This is a genomic window from Streptomyces fradiae ATCC 10745 = DSM 40063, assembly GCF_008704425.1.
Classification (GTDB): Bacteria; Actinomycetota; Actinomycetes; order Streptomycetales; family Streptomycetaceae; genus Streptomyces; species Streptomyces fradiae.
Genome location: NZ_CP023696.1, coordinates 6,306,177 through 6,327,695, shown reverse-complemented (window position 1 = coordinate 6,327,695; position 21,519 = coordinate 6,306,177). Strand labels below are relative to the sequence as shown.

Here is a 21,519-nt window from a genome sequence, read left to right as displayed (position 1 = left end):
TGCCGCTCCGGAACAGCGCACGACGGGGAGCGGCATTGGACGTGGACGAGCAGACGGCCGGCGCGGTCGGCGACGAGGCCGCGCGGCTGATCGGCGGCCGGGCTCCGCAGCTGTTGAGGGCCGCCGAGCGCGCCCGCCTGGGCGGGCGGACCCGCCGGGCCCTCGCCCTCCTCGCGGCCGCCCACGGCACGGCCGGTGACGACGACGCGCTCCGCGCGCGGGCGCAGCTTCTGCGGGGGCTGATCCTGCTGGGCGACGGCCCCGTGGCCGACGCCCACCAGACCCTGCTGCTCGCCGCCGAGGCGTTCGGGCCGCACGACGTGGGGGGCGCGGAGCAGGCCCTCGCGGCGGCGGCGGAGGCGGCCTGGGCGGCCGGCGACCTCACGGCGTACCTCCAGACGCTGGAGCGCCCCGCCGGAGGACCCGGCGGGCGCCCCGCCGGCCTCTTCGAACGGGGTGCGGTCGGTACGCCGCCGCTGCCCTCCGGACGCGCCGCGGGCACCGGCGCTCGGGAGCCCGGCGCCGCGGCGGGCGGGGGCGCGGGCTTCGCGGACGCCGCGGACGCCGCGGACGGGGATGTCGTGGGCCAAGGCGCCGTGGGCGCGGGGGCGGTGGGCCCGGGAGCCGTGAGCCCGGGAGCCGCGGAGCCGGAGGCCGTGAGCGCGGGAGCCCTGGGGCCGGGAGCCCTGGGCCCAGGAGCCGTGAGCCCGGGAGCCGTGGAGCCGGAGGCCGTGAGCGCGGGAGCCCTGGGGCCGGGAGCCCTGGGCCCAGGAGCCGTGAGCCCGGGAGCCATGGGGCCGGGAGCCATGGGGCCGGGAGCCATGGGGCCGGGAGCCATGGGGCCGGGAGCCGTGAGCCCGGATGTCGCGGCGGCGCCGTGGGGTGCCTTCCGGGCGGGCATGCGCCACGTCGTCCTGACCGACTTCGCCCGTGCGGCGCGGGAGATGGGACCGCTGCTCGCCGCCGCGGCGCGGACCCAGCGGCCGGACACCCTGCTGTACGCGGGCCGCGCGGCCCTGGTGCTGGGCGACCTCACCGCGGCGCGGCGCCTGCTCGGCCGCGCCCTGGCGGCCGCCGGCGCCCAGGGCGGGCCGACCGCCCGCATCCTGGAGTACCTGGCGTACGCGGAACTGCGCGCCGGGCTCCACCACCAGGCCCGCGCCCACGCCGAGGAGGGTCTGCGCGCCGCCCGCCGGCTCGGTCAGCGCAACCTCGGCGCGCAGCACCACGCCCTGCTGGCGCTGGTCTGCTCCCTGGTGGGCGCCGACTCCGCCACCGAGCACCACGCCGAGGCCGCCCTGTCGGTCGCCCGGCCGCACGGACTGCTCCAGGTGAGCACCCTGGCGGAGTGGGCGCGCGCCCGCGCCGATCTGGGGCAGGGGCGGGCCGGACAGGCCGCGGTCCGGCTCGGGCCGCTGCTCCGGCCGGGCCCCCGGCGCGGGCACTTCGGCCTGTGGATGCTCGCGGTGCCGTGCCTCGTGGAGGCGACGGTCCTGGCGGGGCTGGACGAGGACGTCACCGGCATGGTCGACCTGTACGCCGAGTGGGCCGCCCTGGGCGCCGATCCGCAGGCCAGGGCCCAGCTGACCCGCCTGCGGGCCCTGACGGCGCGGGAGGAGGACTGCGACGCGCTGTACCGCAGGGCCCTGGAGGAGCACGAGGCCGCCGACGGCCAGTTCGAGCACGCCCGCACGTTCCTGTCGTACGGCATGTGGCTGCGCCGAAGGCGCAGGCCCCTGGAGGCCCGGCACCAGCTGCGCGCCGCCCTCGTCGGCTTCGAACGCTGCGGCGCCCTGCTGTGGGAGAGGCGCACGCAGTCCGAACTGCGGGCCGCCGGGGAGAGCGCCCTCGACGAGGACGCCGACGCTCTGGGCCGGCTGACTCCGCAGCAGCAGCGCGTGGCGGCGCTCGTGGCGTCGGGCGCCACCAACCGCGAGGTGGCCACGCGGCTGTCGCTCAGCCCGCGCACCGTGGACCACCACCTGCGCAACGTCTTCAGCCGGTTGGGCGTCCGCTCGCGGGTCGAGCTGGCGCTGCTGATGAACGGCGACCGTACGGAACGGACCGCCGCCGGCGGGGACCGGGCCTGAGACGGGAGACGGCGGCCACGCACGGCCGGGGCGTCCACCCGGCCCCGCGCCGCCTCCCCCGTGCGCGACGCGTCGCTCACAGGGCGGCGGGGAGCGTCCGTACCGGGACCGCGCGGGAGCCCTCGACGGTGATCCACACGGTCTGCGTCCCGTCGGCGTCGGCCGTCAGGCGGTAGCGGCCGACCGCGGGCCGGCCGAGTCCGTCCCAGAGCCGGTACGCCGCCGCGACCTCGTCCCACAGGGCGCGCGGGCCGGCCTGGGTGACGGCGAAGCGTGCGGCGTCCCGGCCGTCGTGGTCGACGGCCGCCCACGACGGGCCGTCGGCCTCGCGGACGAGGAGGCGGGTGTGCGCGTGTTCGCCGCTGGTGTCCCAGGCGAAGGAGGCACCGGGGACGCTCAGCCCGATGTGGAACTCCGCGTCCAGGTCGCCGCCGGCGACCGACCAGGGCGAAAGGCGGGTCATGGCCGTCCCGCCGGTGGAGTCGGGCAGGGCGGCCGGGCGCTCCCCGGCCGGGTGCGCGGAGCCGCCGCCCGGGGTGCGCATCGGCATGAAGGACGCGAACGCGTGGAAGCGGCCCAGCGCCGCGCCGCCGGGGCGGACGTCGAGACCGAGGGTGCCGTACGAGCACCAGGACGACGTCCACGGCGTGACGATCCGCCCGCCCTCGCGGGCCTGCCGCAGCCAGGCGGGCGGGACGCGGTCGACGGAGAAGGTGGCGACGATCCTGTCGTACGGGCTGCCGGGCGCCCAGCCCCCGGCCGCGTCCGCCGTGACGACCAGCGGATCGCGCCCGGCGGCCCGGAGGCCGGCCACGGCCCGCCCGGCGAGTCCGGGGTGCAGTTCGACGGACGTGACGCGGCCGTCGCCGGCGAGCACGGCGAGGAGGGCCGCGTTGAAGCCCGTCCCGGTACCGAGCTCCAGGATCCGGTGGTGGGGAGCCGGGTCCGCGAGCAGCAGGGTGCGCAGGACCATGGAGGGCATGGAGGCGGCGGAGGACGGCAGGCCGTCCGTGAACCGGGTGACGAGCGTGGTGTCGGCGTACGCGGCCCGCATCCATCCGCCGGGGTCCGTGGCGCGGTCGCAGGGGGCGTAGCCGCCGGCGCCGTCGCGCAGCCACAGCCGGTCGGGGAGGAAGAGGTGCCGCGGCACCGCGCGCACCGCCGCCTCGTACCGCGCGGGCAGCGGCCGGCCCAGGTGCCCGGCGAGCGCTGCCAGGAGCGCGTCGACCGGGGCGGGGCCTCCACGCCCCGCCGGAGGGCGGGTGCCGAGGGGCGCCGCCGCACCGGGCCGCCCCGGCGCGGGGACCGCGTCGGCCGGAGCGGTGCTCGCCCGCCCCGACGCGGGTCCCGCGCCGCCCCGAGGCGTGCCGATCCGCCCTGGCACGGGGCCCGCGTCGGCCGGGGGCGTGCCGACCCGCCCCGGTCCGAGGTCCGTGTCGACCGGAGCGGAGCCGGTCCGTCCCCGCGCGGGGCCGCCGACGGTCATGTGGGCCGCTACTTCCGCTCCGGCACCGGCGCGGGCGCGGGAGGCGGCGGGGGCGGCACGGGGCGGTTCGGCTGGTGCCCGTCGTCTCCGATCGGCGACCGGTGCTTGCCCTCGGCCTGGTGCTCCACCCGCGACCGCCTTCCCCCTCGATGCGCCTCACCCGTCCGTCGCCCACCGTACGAGCCCCGCGGGCCGGGCGGCAGGGCGCACGCGCGGAAGCCGGGGGCGCGCGGGGTGACGCGTCGCGGGCCCGGCCCGGGACGGCGGCTGCGGCTGGGCGGGGTCCGTCGGGACGGTCCGCGTGGCGATGGAGGCGCCCGGTCGAGGCAGGGCCCGCGCGGCCCCGGGCACCGAGGCGGCGGCGAGCGGCCGAAGGCCGGGGCGGCGCGGGGCGGGGAGGGGGTGCAACCAGGTGCGCGGCCCGCGCGTCCACACAGCGGACCACACACCGCGGCGCACCCGTCCGGCGCACCCGCCCGGCGCACACGTACACCCGCGCACACCGCCCCCACCGCCCGCCCAGAGACCCCTCTGCCCCGCACCGGGGCCGTCGTACCCAAGGAGCACAGGAATGACCGGCCTGCTCTTGTCGGCCGTCGCACTCGCCCTCTTCGTGCTGCCCACCGTCGGGCTCTGGACGCTGGGCCGGCGGCTGCGGCTCCCCGCCGGCGAGCTCGCCATGGGGGCGACGGCGGTGTGGGTGACGTCCGTGTGGGCGGTGGTGATCCTCGGCGCTGTCCTCTCGCAGCGGGCCCAGCCCGTCCTCTTCCCGGAGACCTCGCCGTGCCACGACGTCGGGACCCCCGTCGCCCGGTACTTCCCTCCCGACGCGTTCTGCCTGCACGCAGACGGCGAGCTGCGGACCGTCAACGGCCCCACCGGCAGGCTCCTGTTCTGGCTGGCCTGCGGCACCGCCGTCGGGATACCGGTCGCCGCCCGGTTCACCCTGCGCCGCCACCGGTGACACCGAACCGGCCTTCGGCGGGTGCGCGGCCGTGCCGCGGGCGGCGGCGCATCCTCGTGACTTCTCCGGCGCGAAGGCCCGCCGGACTGATGTAATCGGCCGGGACGCCGAGGAGCAAGGGGGGCCGAAGTGCAGGCCAAGGAGACGTTGTTCGCCGATCTCATGCAGGGCCGGGCCCAGCAGTTCCAGGTGCCGCTCTACCAGCGGACGTACTCCTGGACGGAGAAGCACCTCAAGCAGCTCTGGAACGACATCCTGGAGCAGGCCCTGCTGCTGGAGTCGGGGGACCGGTCGGCGAGCACGCACTTCCTCGGCTCGGTGGTGCTGGCACCGTCACCGCAGAACGACGCGACCTTCCCCCGCTGGCTCGTCGTCGACGGCCAGCAGCGGCTGACCACCCTGTCCCTGGCCCTGGCCGCCATCCGCGACCATGTCGCGGACACCGCGCCCGTCGAGGCCCAGCGAATCGACGAGCAGTACCTGATCAACAAGTGGAAGAGCGGCGCCGACCGCCTCCGCCTGCTGCCCACGCAGGCGGACCGCGCTCAGTTCGCCGCCCATGTCCGCGGCCCCCTGACCGGTCAGGGCCCCGGCAGCGGGATCGCCACCGCCTACGCCTTCTTCCGCAGGAAGCTCGTCGAGGCGGACGATCCGGCGGCCCCGCAGGACGTGTTCCGCATCGAGCAGGCGATCACCTCCCGGCTCGCGCTGGTGGCGGTGACCGCCGAGCGCGGCGACAACGTGCACCGCATCTTCGAGTCGCTCAACAACACCGGCCTCAAGCTCAGCCAGGCCGACCTGCTGCGCAACTACCTCTTCATGAGACTGCGGACGCGCGGCGAGCACGTCTACGAGACATACTGGCTCCCCCTGCAGGACAGCCTCGGCAACGACGAGCTGGAACAGCTCATGTGGCTGCAGCTGGTACTCGACGGCGACGACCGGGTCCGCCGCCAGGACCTGTACGCCGCCCAGCAGCGGCGCTTCGAGGACGCCGGGGCCGGTGAAGAGGAGATCGAGCGGTACATCAGGGAACTGCACCGCCGCAGCGCCCACTTCCGCCGGCTGCTGCACCCCGGGGAGGAGCCCGACCCCGCGGTCCGGGCCGCGCTCAGCCGCCTCGAGGCGTGGCAGGCGGCCGTCACCCACCCCGCCCTGATGCTGCTGCTCGACCGGCGCGAGCGCGGAGAACTGGACGCATCCGAGACCGCCCGCGCCCTGTCCTACGTCGAGAGCTTCCTGGTCCGCCGCATGATCTGCCGAGTCCCGACCAACAACCTCAACCGGATCTTCCAGGCCGTGCCCGCACAGCTCCCGCTCGACGTGCCGGTCACCGAGGGGCTGCGCCGGCTCCTCTCCTCGGAGAACCGCTTCTGGCCCGACGACGCCGAACTGCGGGAGAAGATCAGGACCGCGCCGTTCTACCAGTACGGCCGCTGGCAGCAGCGCAAGCTGGTGCTGCAGCGGCTGGAGGAGAGCTACGAGCACCCCGAACCGGTCGACTTCGCCTCCGCGCAGCTCACCATCGAGCACGTCATGCCGCAGTCCCCCGGCGACGCCTGGCTGAGTGCCCTTGGCGAGGAGGCCACCGGGGGCGAGGCCCCGGAGGAACTGCACGCCAGGTTCCAGCACACCCTGGGCAACCTGACGCTCACCGGGGTCAACGCGGAGCTTTCCAACCACCCCTTCGACCGCAAGCAGGATCTGCTGCGCGGCAGTCATCTGGAGATGAACCGCCGGATCGCCGCCACCGAGCGCTGGGGCGTCCGGGAGATCCTGGCCCGCGCCGACGAACTCGCCGACCGCGCGATCGCGTTGTGGCCGGCGCCGCTGCGGGGAGTCGGCCGCGCGGAGCGCAGTCGCGACTGGCAGCTCGCCCACCAGGTCCTCGCCGCTCTCCCCCACGGCACCTGGACCTCGTACGGCGACCTCGCCGCGTTCCTCGGCTCCGGCGCCCAGGCCGTGGGCAACCACCTGGCCAACACCCCGGGGGTGGTCAACGCCTACCGCGTCCTCACCTCCGACGGCCGGGTCTCCGACGGCTTCCGGTGGACGGCGCCCCAGGAGCCGGGGAGCGACGACGTACGCTCCCGGCTCGCCGGCGACGGCGTCCGCTTCACGGCGACCGGGGCCGCCGACCCGGCCCAACGGCTCACCGCCGACGACCTCGCCGCGCTGCTGGCCGGCACGGACGACGACCGGACGGACGGCGAGGACCCCGCGTGGGACGGGACGGCGGCGCAGCCGCCGGGCGAGGAGACCCGCGCCCAGCGGTTCTTCCGCCAGCTCGCCGCGGACGACTCCCCCGGGACGGTCGAAGCCGTGCGCGCGCTCTTCACCCACTGGGAGGAACTGGGCGGCTGGATCGGCCACGGCGCGGGGCACGTCACCACGAGCGCCTACCTCATGCTCGGCGAGGCGGGCGGTCCCGGCCGCGGCATCTGGCCCATGACGCTCTACCCCGGGGCCGGGCGCGGGGGCACGGCGGAGGTGGTGTTCCAGTACATGGCCGTACGGGAGCCGTTCACCGACCGGGCGCTGCGCGCCGGGCTCCTCGCCCGTCTCAACGCCCTGGAAGGTGTCGACATCCCGGAGGGCAAGCTGGAGCTGCGCCCCAACATCCGGCTGTCCCTGGTGGCGCAGGAGGGCAACCGGAAGCTGCTCGCGGAGACCCTGACGTGGTTCCGGGACCGCTGGGTGGCCCGCGGCGCCTCCTGAGGGCCGCCCGCCGGGCCGCCAGATGTCCGGGCCGTACGCGGGGCCGCTGTCCCGGCGCGGGGCGGTGGTGTACGGGCGTACGGCCGTGACCGCGCCGGGCCTTCGCCGGTTCGCCCTCGGTGACACGGAACAGGGTGGTGGTGTGGCATGACGGTGCAGCCGGGTGCGAGGGTTCCCACGGGCGGCGAGACGGACGGTACGGACGAGGTCGCGGATCTGTTCCGGGCCCTGGGCCGGCAGGTCAAGGTCGCCCGTGAGCGGGCCGGACTGAGCCAGAAGGAGCTGGGCGACCGGATCGGGTACGCCGAGGAGACCATCTCGTCGGTCGAGCGGGCGAGACGGACGCCCCAGCCGGAACTGCTGCTCGCGGTCGACCGGTTGCTGGACTGCGGCGGCCTGCTGGCGTCGGCCGCGGAGGACGTGGAACGGGCGAAGACCCGCCGGAGGGTGCGGCATCCGGAGTGGTTCCGGGACTACGCGCGGTTGGAGGCGGAGGCGGTCGGGTTGTGCTACTTCGCCAACCAGGCGGTGCCGGGCCTGTTCCAGACCCCGGAGTACGCACGGGCCGTGTTCACCAGTCGGCAGCCCTTCTTCGACGAGGAGACCGTCGAGGAACGTGTGGCCGCGAGGATGCAACGGCAGGAGTTGATGACCCGTTGGCCACCGCCGACCATCTGCGCCGTCGTCCAGGAGAGCATTCTGCGCCATCCTTTCGGCGGCCGGGAAGTCCAGCGCGGACAGCTCGAACAGCTGCTCCGCATCGGGCTGTTGCGACACGTCGAGATCCAGGTCATGCCGACCGCCAGCGAGGAACACGCGGGCATGGGCGGCCCGTTCACACTTCTCACTCCGAAGGGCAGGCCGCAGGTCGCGTATCTGGAGGTTCAGCATGTGAGCCGCCTCGTCACCGACCCGGAAGAGGTGCGCGTCCTGGCCGCGAAACATGGCAGCATCCGAGGGCAGGCTCTCACCCCCCGCGAATCCCTGCGCCTGCTCGAGAAGATGCTGGGAGACCTATGAACACCATGCAAGATTCCGCGCGACTGGTCTGGTCCAAGAGCAGCTACAGCGGTGACGAGGGCGGTGAATGCGTCGAGGTCGCCTCCGGCGCGGTCGCCGTGCACGTGCGGGACTCCAAGGAACGCGGCGGTCCCCGGCTCGTGTTCGCGCCGGACGTCTGGTCCGGGTTCGTCGCGGGCCTGGGGCGGGACGCCACCTGAGCGACGGCCGGGAGGCCGTGCCGCGGTGCTCCGCGGCACGGCCTCCCGTCGTACGGGCCGTGCGCTGCGGGCGCCGGCCGCGCGTCACGGTCGCGGGCCCCGCGCCGCTCCTCCGTTCCGGCATCGCGTCAGGCGGCGCCGGCCTCGGTGCACAGGGCCAGGCCCTCGACCGTGTTCCCCGTGGTCCCGTACCCCGGGAAGGTCGCCGTGGCTCCCGGCGCCACCTCGCGGCAGGGAACCTGTGTCCCGTCGCCGTACACGACCCTCACCGTGTGGGTGGTGGAGCAGTCGTTGGTCACGAACGTGTAGCGCCAGCTCGCGCTGAAGGCCACGCACGCGGGTGCGACCGTGGAGTCCGCCGCGCTCGCCGGGGAGACGGCGTGGGCGGCCGTACCGGGTGCCGCCAGGGCCAGAACCGCCGCGCCGACCACAAGAGTTGAACGCATGTAACGCTTCATCACTGGATCCCCCTTCACTTGCCGAACTGACACCGGCAGCGTATGCGGGGCTCGACTCGGCATGAGAGGTTTTTCGGCAGCCAGCGCGGCCGGCCGTCAGGCCGCCTCCCGACGGGCCTGGCACTGTTCGCTTCCCATGTCATGCCAGGTCAGGGGGGTGAAGGAGGGTCGCGCGACGGAGAGGGCCGTCATGGCGCCGTCGGTGAACCGCAGGGTCCGGTGGGGTTTCCGTCGGATGAAGTGGCTGGTCCACCTCTTGCCACCGCCTCCTGCGCCATCGACAAGCGAACACGTGAGGCGAGGGGCGGAGCGTTCGCGAGTCGTCCGAAAGCGATCGTCCCGCAGCCGGACCGGGTCGCCGGTCCCCCGACGCGGAGGCGCCCGCGCCGGGGGCGGCACGGGCACCTCGTGGGACGTACGGCACCGGGGGAGCTCCCGGGCGTCAGCTCCGCCGGGTGTCGCTCAGCAGGGTCGGGCCGCCGGACGGGACGGTGGCCGTGCGGTTGGCGCCGCTCTCCCAGGCGACGTCGCCGGAGGCGTCCTTGCGAGGAACTTGTACGCGAAGGCGGTTCCGGCCGGGAGGGCGACGTCGAGCTTCCAGGTGGGGGAGGCCGCCGGGTCGAGCGCGAGCGCGTCGGCCGGGTTCCAGCCGCCGAGTGCGGGATGGCCGCCGGTCACGTGGATCCGCTCGCCCAGGCCGTGGCGGCGTCGACGTGGAACGAGGCTCCGGTCCCGTCACCGGGCCGGGGCCCGGTGCAGCTGGTCGCCCCGGTGTGCAGGGCGAGGGCGGTGTCGGCACCGAGGTTCGCGGTGAACCGGCCGGCGCCGTCCACGGTGACCGGCCTGCCGCTCTGGACGTCGCAGTACGTGCCGGCGGGCAGCGACGTCTGGAAGGTGCGGTGCAGCGAGCCGGACCCGCGATTGATCACGCGTACGCCTTGCCGCCGCGGCCGAAGGCGACGGCGTTGCCGCCGTTGTCCCACCAGTGGGTCACGGCCGCGCCGCCGGCGGTGTTGCGGAAGCCCACCATGCCGGCGATCTCGCGCCAGGGGGAGTCGCCGGTCCCGGTGCCGGCGCTGTCGGCCAGGTGGTTGATGACCGTGTCCACGACGACCTCGACTCCGGCGGCGTGACACGTGTCGATCATGCGCTTGAAGGCGGTGCGGTCGCCCGGCCTGGTGGCGATCCCGTAGCTGACGGGCTGGTACGCGGTCCACCACTGCGGGCCCTGGACCCGCTCGTTGGGCGTCCGCCTCCGCGGTCCCGGGCGCCGTGACGACCGGAGCGGCTCCCGCAAGAGGGCGAGCGCGGCCGTGGTCCTGCCGGCCGTGGTTCCTCCTGATCCACTGATGCGGACGAGAGGCCCTCCCGCGGCAACGCGCCGTGCCCGACAGGTCCTGCGCAAGCTCTTGCCGCAACACGTCAGCGGTTCCTTGCGGTCGAGACCGCACGAGCCGCCCCGCCCCCGGTCAACCCTTCACGCGCACATCGGTTGCACGTTCGACCACACCGGGAAGGCGCTGCCCAGCCCGGGGATGTGACGGTGCGAAAGCTCCGTGCGGGCGCCGCGAGAGCGTCTCGGCACCGCCCCGACCTGTGGGGATCGCCCCACCGCGGAGCGCGGCGGTGAACGCGGGCGCGCGAACCCTTTACGCCCCTGTCATGTACGAGTAACCTCCGGGGACCTGCAAGATGTTGCTGCAAGCTCCGCAAGGTGGCGCATCGCGGGTACGGACCCGGGAGACCTCGAGGCGCGTCAAGGTCGCAGTCGGCGTCCCGCACGAAAGAGCCACTCCCCACGACCGCATCCGCATCCGCATCCGCATCCGCATTCTGGAGACGCGCATGAGACGCCGCCGCTCCCTCGCCCGCCCCTGGGCGGCAGGAGCCCTCGCCGCGGGCATCCTCGCCCTGCCACTCACCCCGCCCACGACCCCCGTGGCCGCCGCCGCGCCGGCCCCCGAAGCCGCCGCCTCGGCCACGGTCTTCTACTACACCAAGACGAAGGGCTGGACGGACCACTACCTCCACTACGCCCCCGACGGCGGGACCTGGACGGCCGTGCCCGGCGCCCGTATGCAGGCCGCCTGCACGGACTGGGTGAAGCTGACCGTCGACCTGGGCTCCGCCCAGGGCCTCAAGGCCGCCTTCAACAACGGGAAGGGGGTCTGGGACAACAACGGCGGGCAGGACTACGACCTGGGCGCCGGCAGCATCACGGTCAAGGACGGCGTGGTCGCCCACAGCGACCCGTGCGCCGGCTCCGGCACGGGCCCCGGCAACGAGGCGACCGTGTACTACTCGACGCAGGCCCTCGGCTGGACCACCGCCAACCTGCACTACCGGCCCGCCGGCGGCTCCTGGACCGCCGTCCCCGGCACGGGCATGGAGGCCGCCTGCACCGGCTGGTGGAAGCGGACGGTCGGCCTGGGCTCCGCCACCTCGATGACCGCGGCCTTCAACAACGGCAACGGCATCTGGGACAACAACAACGGCGCGGACTACACCCTGAAGTCCGGCACGAGCACGGTGAAGAACAACACCGTCACCGCGAACGCGCCCGACCCCTGCGCCGCCGAGCCGCCCGACACCCAGGCGCCCACCGTCCCGACGGGCGTCCGGGCGAGCGCGACCGGCACCTCCGTCGTCGTCACCTGGAACGCCGCCGACGACGACACCGGCGTGACCCGCTACCAGGTCACCCGCACCGGCGGCACCGAGGGCAGCACCGTCACCGACGTGACCTCCACCGTGCTCTCCGACACGGGCCTGGAGGAGAACACCGCCTACACCTACACCGTCAAGGCCCTGGACGCGGCCGGGAACACCTCCGCCGCCTCCGCCGCGGCGACGGCGACCACGGGCAAGAAGCCGCCCACCCCCGCCACGGGCGCCCCGCTGGGCACGGACCCGCGCAAGGACCCGATCTACTTCGTCATGACCGCCCGCTTCAACGACGGTGACAGCTCCAACAACCGGGGCGGCAGCCAGCACGTGCGGTCGGGCAACGCCGCCAACAACGACCCCATGTTCCGCGGTGACTTCAAGGGCCTGGTCGAGCGGCTCGACTACATCAAGGCCCTCGGCTTCTCGGCGGTCTGGATCACCCCGGTCGTCCTCAACCGCTCCGACTACGACTTCCACGGCTACCACGGCTACGACTTCTACAAGGTCGACGCCCGCCTGGAGTCGGCCGGCGCGAGCTACCAGGACCTGATCAACGCGGCCCACGCCAAGGGCATGAAGATCTACCAGGACGTCGTCTACAACCACAGCTCCCGCTGGGGCGCCAAGGGACTGTTCACGCCGACCGTGTACGGCGTGCGGGACAACCAGTGGAGCTGGCTGTACGACGAGAAGAATCCGGGCTTCGAGTACGACGGCCTCACCGTCGAGACCAAGTCCGGCAAGTCGTACTACAACGGCGACCTCTGGTCCACCGCCGAGCCGTCCGGCAACACCTGCCTCAACTGGGGCAAGCCCACCGGCGGCAAGAGCCCCGAGGGGTACACGCTCTACAACTGCCAGTGGCCGAGCCCGACGTCGGGCATGTTCCCGAAGGCGTACTACCACAACTGCTGGATCGGCAACTGGGAGGGCGAGGACTCCCGTTCCTGCTGGCTGCACGACGACCTCGCCGACTTCGACACCGAGTCGGCGCCCGTGCAGAACTACCTGATCGGCGCCTACAACAAGTACATCGACATGGGCGTGGACGGCTTCCGGGTCGACACGGCCGTCCACATCCCGCGCGTGACCTGGAACCGCCGCTTCCTCCCCGCCATCCAGGAGCGCGTCACCCAGCGCTTCGGCGCCGAGGCCGCGAAGAACTTCTTCGTCTTCGGCGAGGTCGCCGCCTTCGTCAACGACAAGTGGAACCGCGGCTCCGTCAACCACTCCGCGCAGTTCTACACCTGGAAGGAACGCAAGGAGTACAGCGCCGACGACGCGAAGGCGGCCCTGGAGCAGTACGACCACGAGAACGGCCTGGGCACGGCCAACCAGCCGACCTCGGCCAACGCCTTCCTGGACGGCAACACCTACCGCACCCCCGACCGCAGCCGGTTCTCCGGCATGCACATCATCGACATGCGCATGCACATGAACTTCGGCGACGCGCACAACGCGTTCCACAACGGCAAGGACTCCGACGACAGCGTCAACGACGCCACGTACAACGTCGTCTACGTCGACAGCCACGACTACGGCCCCAACAAGAGCAGCGAGCGGTACACGGGCGGCACCGACGCCTGGGCCGAGAACATGTCGCTGATGTGGACCTTCCGCGGCATCCCCACCCTCTACTACGGCTCGGAGATCGAGTTCCAGAAGGGCAAGAAGATCGACTGCGGGCCCACCTGCCCGCTCGCCACGACGGGGCGCGCCTACTTCGGCGACCACCTGGCCGGCTCCGTCACGGCCTCCGGCTTCGGCTCGGTCGCGTCGGCGAGCGGCCAGGTCGCCACCACCCTGGACCAGCCGCTGGTCAAGCACCTGCAGCGGCTCAACCAGATCCGCCGCGCCGTCCCGGCCCTCCAGATGGGCCAGTACTCCACGGAGGGCATCTCGGGCGACATGGCCTTCAAGCGCCGGTACACCGAAGGCGGCACCGACAGCTTCGCGCTCGTCGCCGTGTCGGGCGCGGCCACCTACACGGGCATCCCCAACGGCACCTACCGGGACGCCGTCACCGGCGACACCCGCACCGTGACCGACGGTCGGCTCAGCGTCGCGGCGCCCGGCAAGGGCAACCTCCGCGTCTACGTGCTGAACGGCCCGGGGAAGATCGGCACGGCCGGCCCCTACCTGAAGTAGTGGCCCCGGAGCGGCGCTGAAGCAGCTCCGGACCAGCCCTGACAGCCGCCGCGCACCAGCGGCGCCACGTCCCCGCCGGGGCCGTGCGGACCGGCACCGTCCGGCCCGCGCGGCCCCGGCGCACGTGCGCCGGGACGTCAGGTGTTGAGGCGCCAGATGGCGAGGTTGAGCGCCGCCGCGTAGGTGACCCACAGCGCGTACGGGACGAGGAGGAGGAAGGCGGCCGTGCTCCGGCGCCGGAAGAGCAGCATCGTGGCGGCGAGGGCGGCCAGGAGCAGGCAGATGTCGAGGAACGCGAGGCCGTACTCGCCGGCGCCGAAGAACAGCGGCGTCCAGGCCAGGTTCAGGGCGAGCTGCGTGCTCCACAGGGCGGCCTCGGCCCTGCTCTCGGCGAGGGGGCGGCGGCGCAGCACGAGCCAGGCGGAGACCGCGATGGTGGCGTACAGCACCGTCCACACCGGGCCGAACAGCCACGGGGGCGGGGCCCACGCGGGACGGTCGAGCGAGCGGTACGTGCTCCCCGCGTCGGACGCGGCGAGGCCGCCCACCGCGGCCACCGCGTAGCAGAGCGCGAGCAGCAGGAGCAGGAGGGGCCAGCCCTGGGCTCGGCGGGCCGGCCGGGCCTGCCGGGTACTCTCCGTCACCTGCGTGCCTCCTCGGGCGTGTGGCCGTGCGGGGGCCGGGTGCCCCCGATCCGCCGTTCGATGCGGGCCGCGGCGCCCCGGTGTGCCGGTGTCCCGGTGTGCCGGTGTCCCGGCGGCCCGGCGACTTGGTGTTCCGGCGTCCTGGCGGCCCGGCGGCCCGGCGTCCCGGTCGCAGACCCGCGGTCGTCAGAGCCCCGCGATCCGGGCGACGAAGAACGCGGCGACGATCACGCAGCCGAGCAGGATCAGGGCCAGCCAGATGCGCGGGTGCTCCCAGACGCCGCGGTCCGGCCGCTCCTCGTGGGCCTCGGCGGTCGAGCCCTCCACGGGGGGCGTCTCCCCCGGGCGGCGCAGTGGTTCCGTCATGATCACACCTCCGGATGTCCGGATGCCGGGCGGGCCGTCGCACGGACCTCCCGCCGCACCGGCCGCCACGGGGGCCGGGCGGTGGCCGCGGGAACGGTCCCCGCGCGGCCTACGAGGTGGTTTCCGTCCGGTACCCGGGATCGGATGCACCCGCCCCCGTCCGGGCCGGCGTGTCCGCCGGGTGCGTCACGTCTCCCGCCGGGCCGCGTCGACCGCCTCCCGGACGGTGGGGTGGACCCGCATCAGCTCCGCCCTGGCATCGGCGGTGCGCAGGACGTCCCGCACCTGGCCCACGTCGCGGGCGAGCAGGAGCCGGGTGCCGCCCGCCTTCAGCTCCGCGGCGAGGGCGTCGAGCATGCGCACGGCGCTGACGTCGACGAAGGGGACCGTCTCCGCGTCGACGACCACGGCCTTCACCCCCGTGCGAGCGGCGGCCGCGCGCACCTCGGTGCGGATCCGGTCGGTGTTGGCGAAGTAGATGCCGCCCTCGACGCGCAGCACGGCCACCCCCGGCACCCTGCGGCTCTCGGGGTGCCGGTCGAGCGCGGCGTAGTGCCCGTCGCCGGGCAGCCGCCCCAGTTCGCTGACGACCGGGCGCGAGGAGCGGTAGAGGAGCAGGAGCAGGGAGACGGTGATGCCGATGAAGAGGCCGGGGAGGGTGCCGAAGGCCAGCACGCCGAGCAGCGCCGCCACCGAGGCGAGGAAGTCGGGCCGGGCGGCGACGCCGTAGGCCTGGCCGAGCCGGTGCGTGAAGACGCGGTGGAGGGCGACCAGCGAGGGGATGTCGACGAGCTCGACCACCGCCGCGATCACCACCGCGGCGAGCACCGCCTCGGGCAGCCGTTCGAAGAGGCCGGTGAGGAAGAGCAGGGTGAGCACGGTGAGGGCCGCCGCGACGATCCCGGAGAGCTGGGTGCGGGCGCCCGCCGACCAGTTGACGGCCGTCTTGGAGAGGCTGCCGTTGACGACCATGCCGCCGGACAGGCCGGCGCCCAGGTTGGCGGCGCCGAGGCCGATGAGCTCGCGGTCGGCGCCGACCTCGCGGTGGGCGCGGGCGGCGTAGGTCTTCGCCGCGCCGAGGCCCTCGGCGAAGGCGACGAGCAGCACACCGGCGCTTCCGGCGGCGAGGGCGCCGAGGTCGCCGGCCGAGACGTCGGGGAAGCCGAACGGGGGGAGGCCGGCGGCGATGTCGCCGACGGTGTCGACGCCCCGGTCGGCCAGGTCGAAGGCGGCGGACGCGCCGATGCCCAGCGCCACCGCGACCAGCGAGCCGGGCACGGCGGGGGCGGCCTTGCGGAGGGCGAGGATCAGGGCGAGGCCGCCGGCGCCCACCAGGGCGGTGAGGCCGCTGGTGGCGCCGAGGTCGCCGACGAGGGTCCACACCTTCTCGAAGAAGTCCCCCGGCCCGCCCTCGAGGCCGAGCAGCTTCGGCAGCTGGCCCGCGATGATCGTCAGCGCGAGGCCCACGATGAAGCCCTTCATCACCGGCTCGGAGACGAAGGACGCGAGGAAGCCCAGGCGCAGCGCTCCGCCGAGGAGCGCCGCCCCGCCCACCGTGAGGGCGAGGGCCGCCGTCATCGCGGCGAAGCGCGCGCCCGAACCGTCGGCGGCCTCCCCGACGACCGCCGCCGACAGCGCCGCCGTCGCCGCCATCGGCCCGACGACCAGGTGCGCGGAGCTGCCGAGGGCGGCGTAGAGGAGCAGCGCCGCCGGCGCGGCGTAGAGGCCGGCCACGGGCGGGACGCCGGCGATCGTCGCGTAGGCGAGCGCTTCGGGCACCAGGACCGCCCACACGGTCGCCCCGGCGAGCGCGTCCCGCCCGAGCCACCGCCGCCGGTAGCCCCGCAGGGAGGAGAACAGCGGGTCCACGCCCGGCCTCAGGCGGAGAGGTCGCTGACGGCGTCACCGACGAGCTTGGCGGCGACGAGCAGGCAGATCACGGACACGATGGCCGCGTTGTTGCGCTCCATCCAGCGTTTGAGCGCGTCGAGGAGGGGCTTTGAGCGCTCCTTGAGCGCGAAGTAGAGCACGACCGGCGTCGCGGTTCCGAGCGCCCCGATCGCCACGAAGACCGCGAGGGCCGCGGCCTGGGCGCCGGCGGAGGTGTCCGTCCGGGCGATCGTCGCCGCCGCCGCGACCACGAGCAGCAGGTTCTTGGGGTTGAGGGCGCCCAGGGCCGTCCCGAGTCCCGCCGCCTTGGGGGGCGTGAAGGTGTCCACCCTCGCCATCCATCCGGGCATCGCAGGCTCCTCGTCCCCCCGTGGCCGGCCGCGCCACTGCTTGACCGCCGTCCACAGCAGCAGCGCGCCGACCGTAAGGTAGAGCGCGCTGACCCAGGTGGCCGGCTGCCCCTGCTCCCCCGGGCCCGCGCCGCCGGAGACCAGCAGGACGACCGTGCCGACCAGGGACAGACCGAGGATGAAGCCCAGGAGCAGCGCCGGCCCGTTGGTGCGTGCTCGGGGCGTCCCGAGCATCAGCACCACTCCGATGATCGGGAACGGGCCCAGCGCCACCGCCACGCCGTAGAGGAGAACCTGGCCGATCGCCTCGCCCACGGCTGCGCCTCACACCGGTTCGATCTCGCCGGGACGCCAGCTCTGGTCGTACCAGCTCTCGAGGGGGCCGTAGAGCCGCAGGAGCACGAACCACCCCTTGCCGGGTACGGTCCGCACCCAGTTGGCCTCCCGTCCCTCGGGCGCCGTCGGGCCGAAGTGGACGATCGTGTCGCCGTTGGCTTCGGCCCGTACGCCTTCGCCAAGGCTGTTGACGCTCGGGTAGGGCTGGTCGGTGCGCAGCAGCGAGCGGGTCTGGGGGTCGTAGACGTTGACGGCCCAGAAGTTCTTCGCCGGGATGCCCTTGGGCAGGGTGAGGGTGTACGAGCGGGCGCCGTCGAGCCATTCGCCGGTGGAGTCCTCCGCCGTGTAGGCGTACTGCGAGCCGGCCCCGACGGCCGCGGTCACCATGGCCGGTGAGGCGGCGGCGGCGAAGTAGTAGAACACCGCCCGCGAGTCCAGGAGCCGGGCTCCCTCCGGGGAGAGAAACTCGTAGCTGCGCGAGGGGAACGGGGTCTTCCACGAGCTGCCGGGATAGTAGAAGAAGCCCGGGTCGCGCGGCTTGAAGGCCAGCGAGCGCACGATGCCCGACGCCGTCCTGGCGGCGGTGTCGAGGATCGAGCGCATGCGGTCGTCCGGCCGGAAGGGTTTGCCGCGCACGATGCCGAGGGCGGCGAGCTGGCCGGCGCGCTCGGGGTCGAGCGAGTCGGGCGGCTCCGTCTGGACGATGCCGTCGATCTCCTCGAAGAAGGAGAAGTCGTTGGCGTGGACGGTGTTGAAGTCGGCCTCCGCCCAGTTGACGAAGCGCTGCTCGGGCGGGTCGGCCGCGGCGGAGAGCGGGTAGATGCGCGCCGTGAGCAGGCTCTCGGTGCCGCCGAGCGCGCGCAGCAGCACCCAGGAGCCGTAGGTCGCCGGGCGCACGACGTGGTACCCGTCGGGGACGTCGCCCTCGTGGCCGGGGGGCAGGAAGAGGTACTTGCCGCCCTTGCCCCGGTCGGGTCCGGCGATGCCCATGTCGGTGACGTAGCGCTGCCACATGTCGTTGACGACGCACAGCGAGTTGCCCGGCGCCTCGATCACGGTGGGCCCTTCCTGGTCCAGCGCCAGGAAGGTCATGCCGTAGGTGGTCTCCGTGTTGCCCGTGAGCACCACGGGTGCCGAGGTGCAGCGCGGGGCGGTGTACCCGATGGTGTGGGAGTCGACGCCGACGCTGCGCAGTCCGCGGCGCATCGCCGCCATGGAGGCGCCGGGCACGCAGTTGAGGAACGCCTCGATGCCGCGGAGCAGGTCGAGCGTGTCGTAGCTGCGGGTGACCGTGTCGGGCAGCGGCAGGCCGTCGAAGAAGTCGATCGCGCCGAAGACCGTCTCCTGCCGGTCGGGGCAGCTGATCGAGGCGAGGACTTCGGGCGGTGTGCCCGGACTGGGGGCGTCACTGACCTGGGGCACCGGGCTCCTCCTGGGTGTGCGGTGGTGTGAGAACCGTCTTCCAGTCGTGCTTGACGCTGACCGTGGTCCAGCCGTACCGCCGGGCCGCCGACTGGGCGCGTGCGGCGCCGTCGGTGTAGGCGTACTCCCGTTCGGCGTCGTCGTGCACGACGAGCAGGGCGAAGGGCGCGGACCGCAGCATCTCGACGTCCACGTCGTCGTTGCCGGCCGCGAGGCGCGGCAGCCGGCCGGTGCGGGCGAGGACGTACTCCGGTTTGCCGGGACCGAGCGCGATGGGGCCGTGCGGGGTCGCGCGGCGGACCAGTGTCCCGTCCCGCCAGGCGAACTCGGGGGCCGAGCCGATGACGTTCTCCCTCGGCAGGCCCCAGGTGTCCTCGCAGATCACCCGCATGAAGTCGCGTCCGCCGCCCGAGCAGACGAACAGCCGCCAGCCGTGCGCCCGCAGGTAGTCGAACAGCTCCAGCATCGGCCGGTAGACGAGGCCGGTGGCGGGCACCCCGAACCGTTCGTGGCGCCAGGAGGCCAGGTAGCGGGCGGCCTGCGCCTCGTACGCGCCGAAGGGGGTGCCCTCCCAGGCCGCGCCGACCGCCCGCACCATCGACTCCACCGCGTCGGGCTCCTGCGCGTCCAGCGCGCGGAGGAACGACTCGTCGCGCTCGGCGAGTGCCCGGTAGGGCTGTTCACGGGCCAGGGCGGGGTCCGCGGCCACGCGCTCGGCCAGCTTCCCGAGGACGAAGCCGGTCTGCACGGGCGCGGGCTTCTCCACCCAGAGGGTCCCGTCGTTGTCGAAGACGGCGATCCGGTCCGCGGGCGGGACGAAGTCGGGGGACCGCTCGTCCGCCGTGGACGTCACGTACGCGACGATCGCCCGTCTGGCCGGGCCGTCGTTCCAGCTTCCCAGCGGGCTCGCGCCCATCACCGCCTCGCCTTCCGTGCCGTCGTGCCCCGCGGTGCCGTCCGCGGGGTCAGCCGGCCGCCTCGATCTCGCCCGCCCGCCAGGTCTTGTCGAAGAACGGACTCAGCGGGCTGTAGAGCCGCAGGACCGCGAACCACCCCCGGTCCGGCAGGGTCTGCACCCAGTTGCCCTCGGGGACCCCGTCGGGCCGCTCGGGTCCGAAGTGCACGGTGGTCGTGCCGTCCGCGTCGGCGGTGGCCGCCGGACCGGGGTAGCCCTGGCTGCCGGAGCGGGGGAAGCGCTGCGGGGTGTCGAGCATGGACCGCGTCTGGTTGTCGTAGACGGTGACGGACCAGAACCGGGCGGCGGGGATGTCCGGCGGGAGCACCAGGCGGTAGTTCCTGCCGCCGTCGAGCGGCCGGCCCTCGTGGTCCGCGAACGAGAACAGGTACTGCGAGCCGACGCCGGTCAGCCGGGTGGCGAAGGTGGGGCTGATGCCGACGGCCAGGTACCACCACCAGGACCGCAGGTTCAGCTTCCGGGCGCCGCTGGTCGGGCGCGGCTGGACGCCGCTGTCCGTGATGTCGGCGGGCGGCGTCATGAAGTCGTACCCGGCGGCGAGCAGGCCGTTGACCCACTGCGAGGAGGGGCCGTAGTAGTGGGCTCCCTCGGACGGGCGGGGGCGGCAGGCGAGGGTGCGGGCCGTCGCGTTCCCGACGGCGGCCGCCTCGGCGAGGATCCCGCGCATCCGCTCGTCCGGTTCGAAGGGCTCGCCCTTGACGATCCCGACCGCCGCGAGCGGTCCGGCGATCTCGGGGTCGAGCGCCTCGGCCGGCTGGTCCTGCACCAGTTCGTTCGCGAAGTCGAAGTACGTCGCGTCGGCGGGCGGGACCATGTTCAGGGGCAGCCCGGTCGCCTCGACGAAGCGCGGCGGGTCGGCCGGGCGCAGCGCGGCGGTCCAGGTGTCGGCGGTCCACGGCGGCGGCGGGGCGGTGCCACCGGTGACGATCTCCGCCACGCTCGTCCCGTACAGACCGGGTTCGTAGCGGTGGATGCGCAGCCGCTCGCGGACGCGCTGGGCGATCGGCGCGGGGTCGCCGTCCTCCAGGAACGCGCGCCCGGCCAGGACGAGCCGCGTGGTGCGGACCCGGTGGGTGAAGAACCCGCCCTCGGGGAGGGGGCCGTCGTAGCCGGGGGGCACGAAGAGGTAGGCGCCGCCGGTGCCGCGGTCGGGTCCGGGCATGCCGGGGTCGGCGACGTAGCGGAACCACAGGTCGTTGACGAAGCTCAGGGTGAGGGGCGGCATCTCGACCACCACGGGCCCCTCGGTCAGGTCGAGGAACGTGATGAAGTAGACGGTGTCCGCGTTGCCGGTGAGCACGAGGGACTTGGCGTCCATGAACTCGGAGAAGAGCAGGACGTCGTGGTCCCGGACCCCCACGTCCGCGAGGCCCCTGCGGGCCGCCCACAGGTTGACGCCGGAGTACGCGTCGAGGAAGCCGCGGACCGCGTGCAGGTGGTCCAGGTGGTCGTAGAGGCGGTCGGCGGTCTCGTCGGTGGGAACACCCAGCGGGAACTCGAGGGTGCCCAGGTGGGTCTCGACCCGCTCGGGGGTCGAGACCGACTCCACGACCTGGGGTGGCAGGGGTGCGGCGTGCGTCACGGTCGCTCCGTTCCTGGGATCCGTCGCCGAGGATCCGTCCTCGGGGGAGAAGTCACCCTGTCGACCATGCTCCGTCCCCGCCCGCGGCACCACCGCGGCTAGCTCATCGGAGGGCCGCCGGGCGCCGGGCGGTGCACCCGGCCCGGCCGCCGGGCCGCTCCGCGAGGCCGCCCGCCCGCCGTCCGGGGCGGGACGGCGGGCG

At 74.2% G+C, this 21,519-nt stretch carries 15 protein-coding genes and 1 pseudogene; 6 read left to right on the top strand and 10 right to left on the bottom strand.

The features are described from left to right. Positions 1-41 precede the first annotated feature (41 nt). Positions 42-2,090 carry a helix-turn-helix transcriptional regulator gene (locus CP974_RS30560; RefSeq protein WP_223844376.1) on the top strand — a complete coding sequence of 683 codons (2,049 nt, stop codon included), beginning with the start codon at positions 42-44 and terminating at the stop codon, positions 2,088-2,090. Between the two features lie 76 nt (positions 2,091-2,166). On the opposite strand, the gene CP974_RS27610 is transcribed toward CP974_RS30560, so the two are convergent. Beyond that, entirely contained in the window at positions 2,167-3,576 is a 1,410-nt protein-coding gene (locus CP974_RS27610; protein ID WP_078915365.1) for a protein-L-isoaspartate O-methyltransferase family protein, read from the bottom strand. Positions 3,577-4,147: 571 nt separating this feature from the next. Between CP974_RS27610 and CP974_RS27605 the strand changes: the two genes are divergently transcribed. The 4 genes from CP974_RS27605 (at position 4,148) to CP974_RS27590 (ending at position 8,478) form a co-directional block, all read left to right on the top strand. Next, positions 4,148-4,540, top strand: coding sequence for a hypothetical protein (locus CP974_RS27605; RefSeq protein WP_031129119.1), 393 nt, complete (start codon positions 4,148-4,150; stop codon positions 4,538-4,540). 129 nt (positions 4,541-4,669) lie between these two features. Further along, the gene (locus CP974_RS27600; RefSeq protein ID WP_031129118.1) at positions 4,670-7,258 is read left to right on the top strand and encodes a GmrSD restriction endonuclease domain-containing protein; all 2,589 of its coding nucleotides are present in this window, start codon (positions 4,670-4,672) and stop codon (positions 7,256-7,258) included. A gap of 147 nt (positions 7,259-7,405) precedes the next feature. Then, positions 7,406-8,278, top strand: a complete 873-nt coding sequence (locus CP974_RS27595; RefSeq protein ID WP_031129117.1) for a helix-turn-helix domain-containing protein — start codon at positions 7,406-7,408, stop codon at positions 8,276-8,278. Beyond that, on the top strand, positions 8,275-8,478 hold the full coding sequence (locus CP974_RS27590) for a DUF397 domain-containing protein (protein ID WP_031129116.1): 204 nt from the start codon (positions 8,275-8,277) through the stop codon (positions 8,476-8,478). The genes CP974_RS27595 and CP974_RS27590 overlap by 4 nt, the downstream gene beginning before the upstream one ends. 128 nt (positions 8,479-8,606) lie before the next feature. On the opposite strand, the gene CP974_RS27585 is transcribed toward CP974_RS27590, so the two are convergent. Both CP974_RS27585 and CP974_RS27580 read right to left on the bottom strand, forming a co-directional pair. After that, positions 8,607-8,924 (bottom strand): alpha-amylase inhibitor, encoded by a 318-nt coding sequence (locus tag CP974_RS27585; RefSeq protein WP_223844377.1) that lies wholly within the window; start codon positions 8,922-8,924, stop codon positions 8,607-8,609. A 454-nt stretch (positions 8,925-9,378) separates the two neighbouring features. After that, positions 9,379-9,984, bottom strand: a pseudogene (locus CP974_RS27580) (carbohydrate-binding module family 20 domain-containing protein); the annotation flags it as partial. A 797-nt stretch (positions 9,985-10,781) separates the two neighbouring features. Between CP974_RS27580 and CP974_RS27575 the strand changes: the two are divergent. Beyond that, positions 10,782-13,751, top strand: coding sequence for a carbohydrate binding domain-containing protein (locus tag CP974_RS27575; RefSeq protein WP_031129111.1), 2,970 nt, complete (start codon positions 10,782-10,784; stop codon positions 13,749-13,751). 137 nt (positions 13,752-13,888) lie between these two features. On the opposite strand, the gene CP974_RS27570 is transcribed toward CP974_RS27575, so the two are convergent. The 7 genes from CP974_RS27570 to CP974_RS27540 all read right to left on the bottom strand — a co-directional run bounded on the left by CP974_RS27570 (position 13,889) and on the right by CP974_RS27540 (position 21,317). Then, positions 13,889-14,395 carry a TspO/MBR family protein gene (locus tag CP974_RS27570; protein ID WP_031129110.1) on the bottom strand — a complete coding sequence of 169 codons (507 nt, stop codon included), beginning with the start codon at positions 14,393-14,395 and terminating at the stop codon, positions 13,889-13,891. Positions 14,396-14,581: 186 nt separating this feature from the next. Continuing rightward, positions 14,582-14,761, bottom strand: coding sequence for a DUF6480 family protein (locus tag CP974_RS27565; RefSeq protein ID WP_031129109.1), 180 nt, complete (start codon positions 14,759-14,761; stop codon positions 14,582-14,584). 186 nt (positions 14,762-14,947) lie between these two features. Next, positions 14,948-16,630 carry a SulP family inorganic anion transporter gene (locus CP974_RS27560; protein WP_196786089.1) on the bottom strand — a complete coding sequence of 561 codons (1,683 nt, stop codon included), beginning with the start codon at positions 16,628-16,630 and terminating at the stop codon, positions 14,948-14,950. 8 nt (positions 16,631-16,638) lie between these two features. Next, on the bottom strand, positions 16,639-17,316 hold the full coding sequence (locus CP974_RS27555; protein ID WP_031129107.1) for a GAP family protein: 678 nt from the start codon (positions 17,314-17,316) through the stop codon (positions 16,639-16,641). Positions 17,317-17,325: 9 nt separating this feature from the next. Continuing rightward, positions 17,326-18,759 (bottom strand): DUF1254 domain-containing protein, encoded by a 1,434-nt coding sequence (locus CP974_RS27550; protein WP_031129106.1) that lies wholly within the window; start codon positions 18,757-18,759, stop codon positions 17,326-17,328. Beyond that, on the bottom strand, positions 18,743-19,675 hold the full coding sequence (locus tag CP974_RS27545; RefSeq protein ID WP_051839003.1) for an HAD family hydrolase: 933 nt from the start codon (positions 19,673-19,675) through the stop codon (positions 18,743-18,745). The genes CP974_RS27550 and CP974_RS27545 overlap by 17 nt, the downstream gene beginning before the upstream one ends. 49 nt (positions 19,676-19,724) lie before the next feature. Continuing rightward, a complete protein-coding gene (locus tag CP974_RS27540) occupies positions 19,725-21,317 on the bottom strand; it encodes a DUF1254 domain-containing protein (protein WP_037936730.1) in 1,593 nt (530 codons plus the stop codon). Between the last annotated feature and the right edge of the window lie 202 nt (positions 21,318-21,519).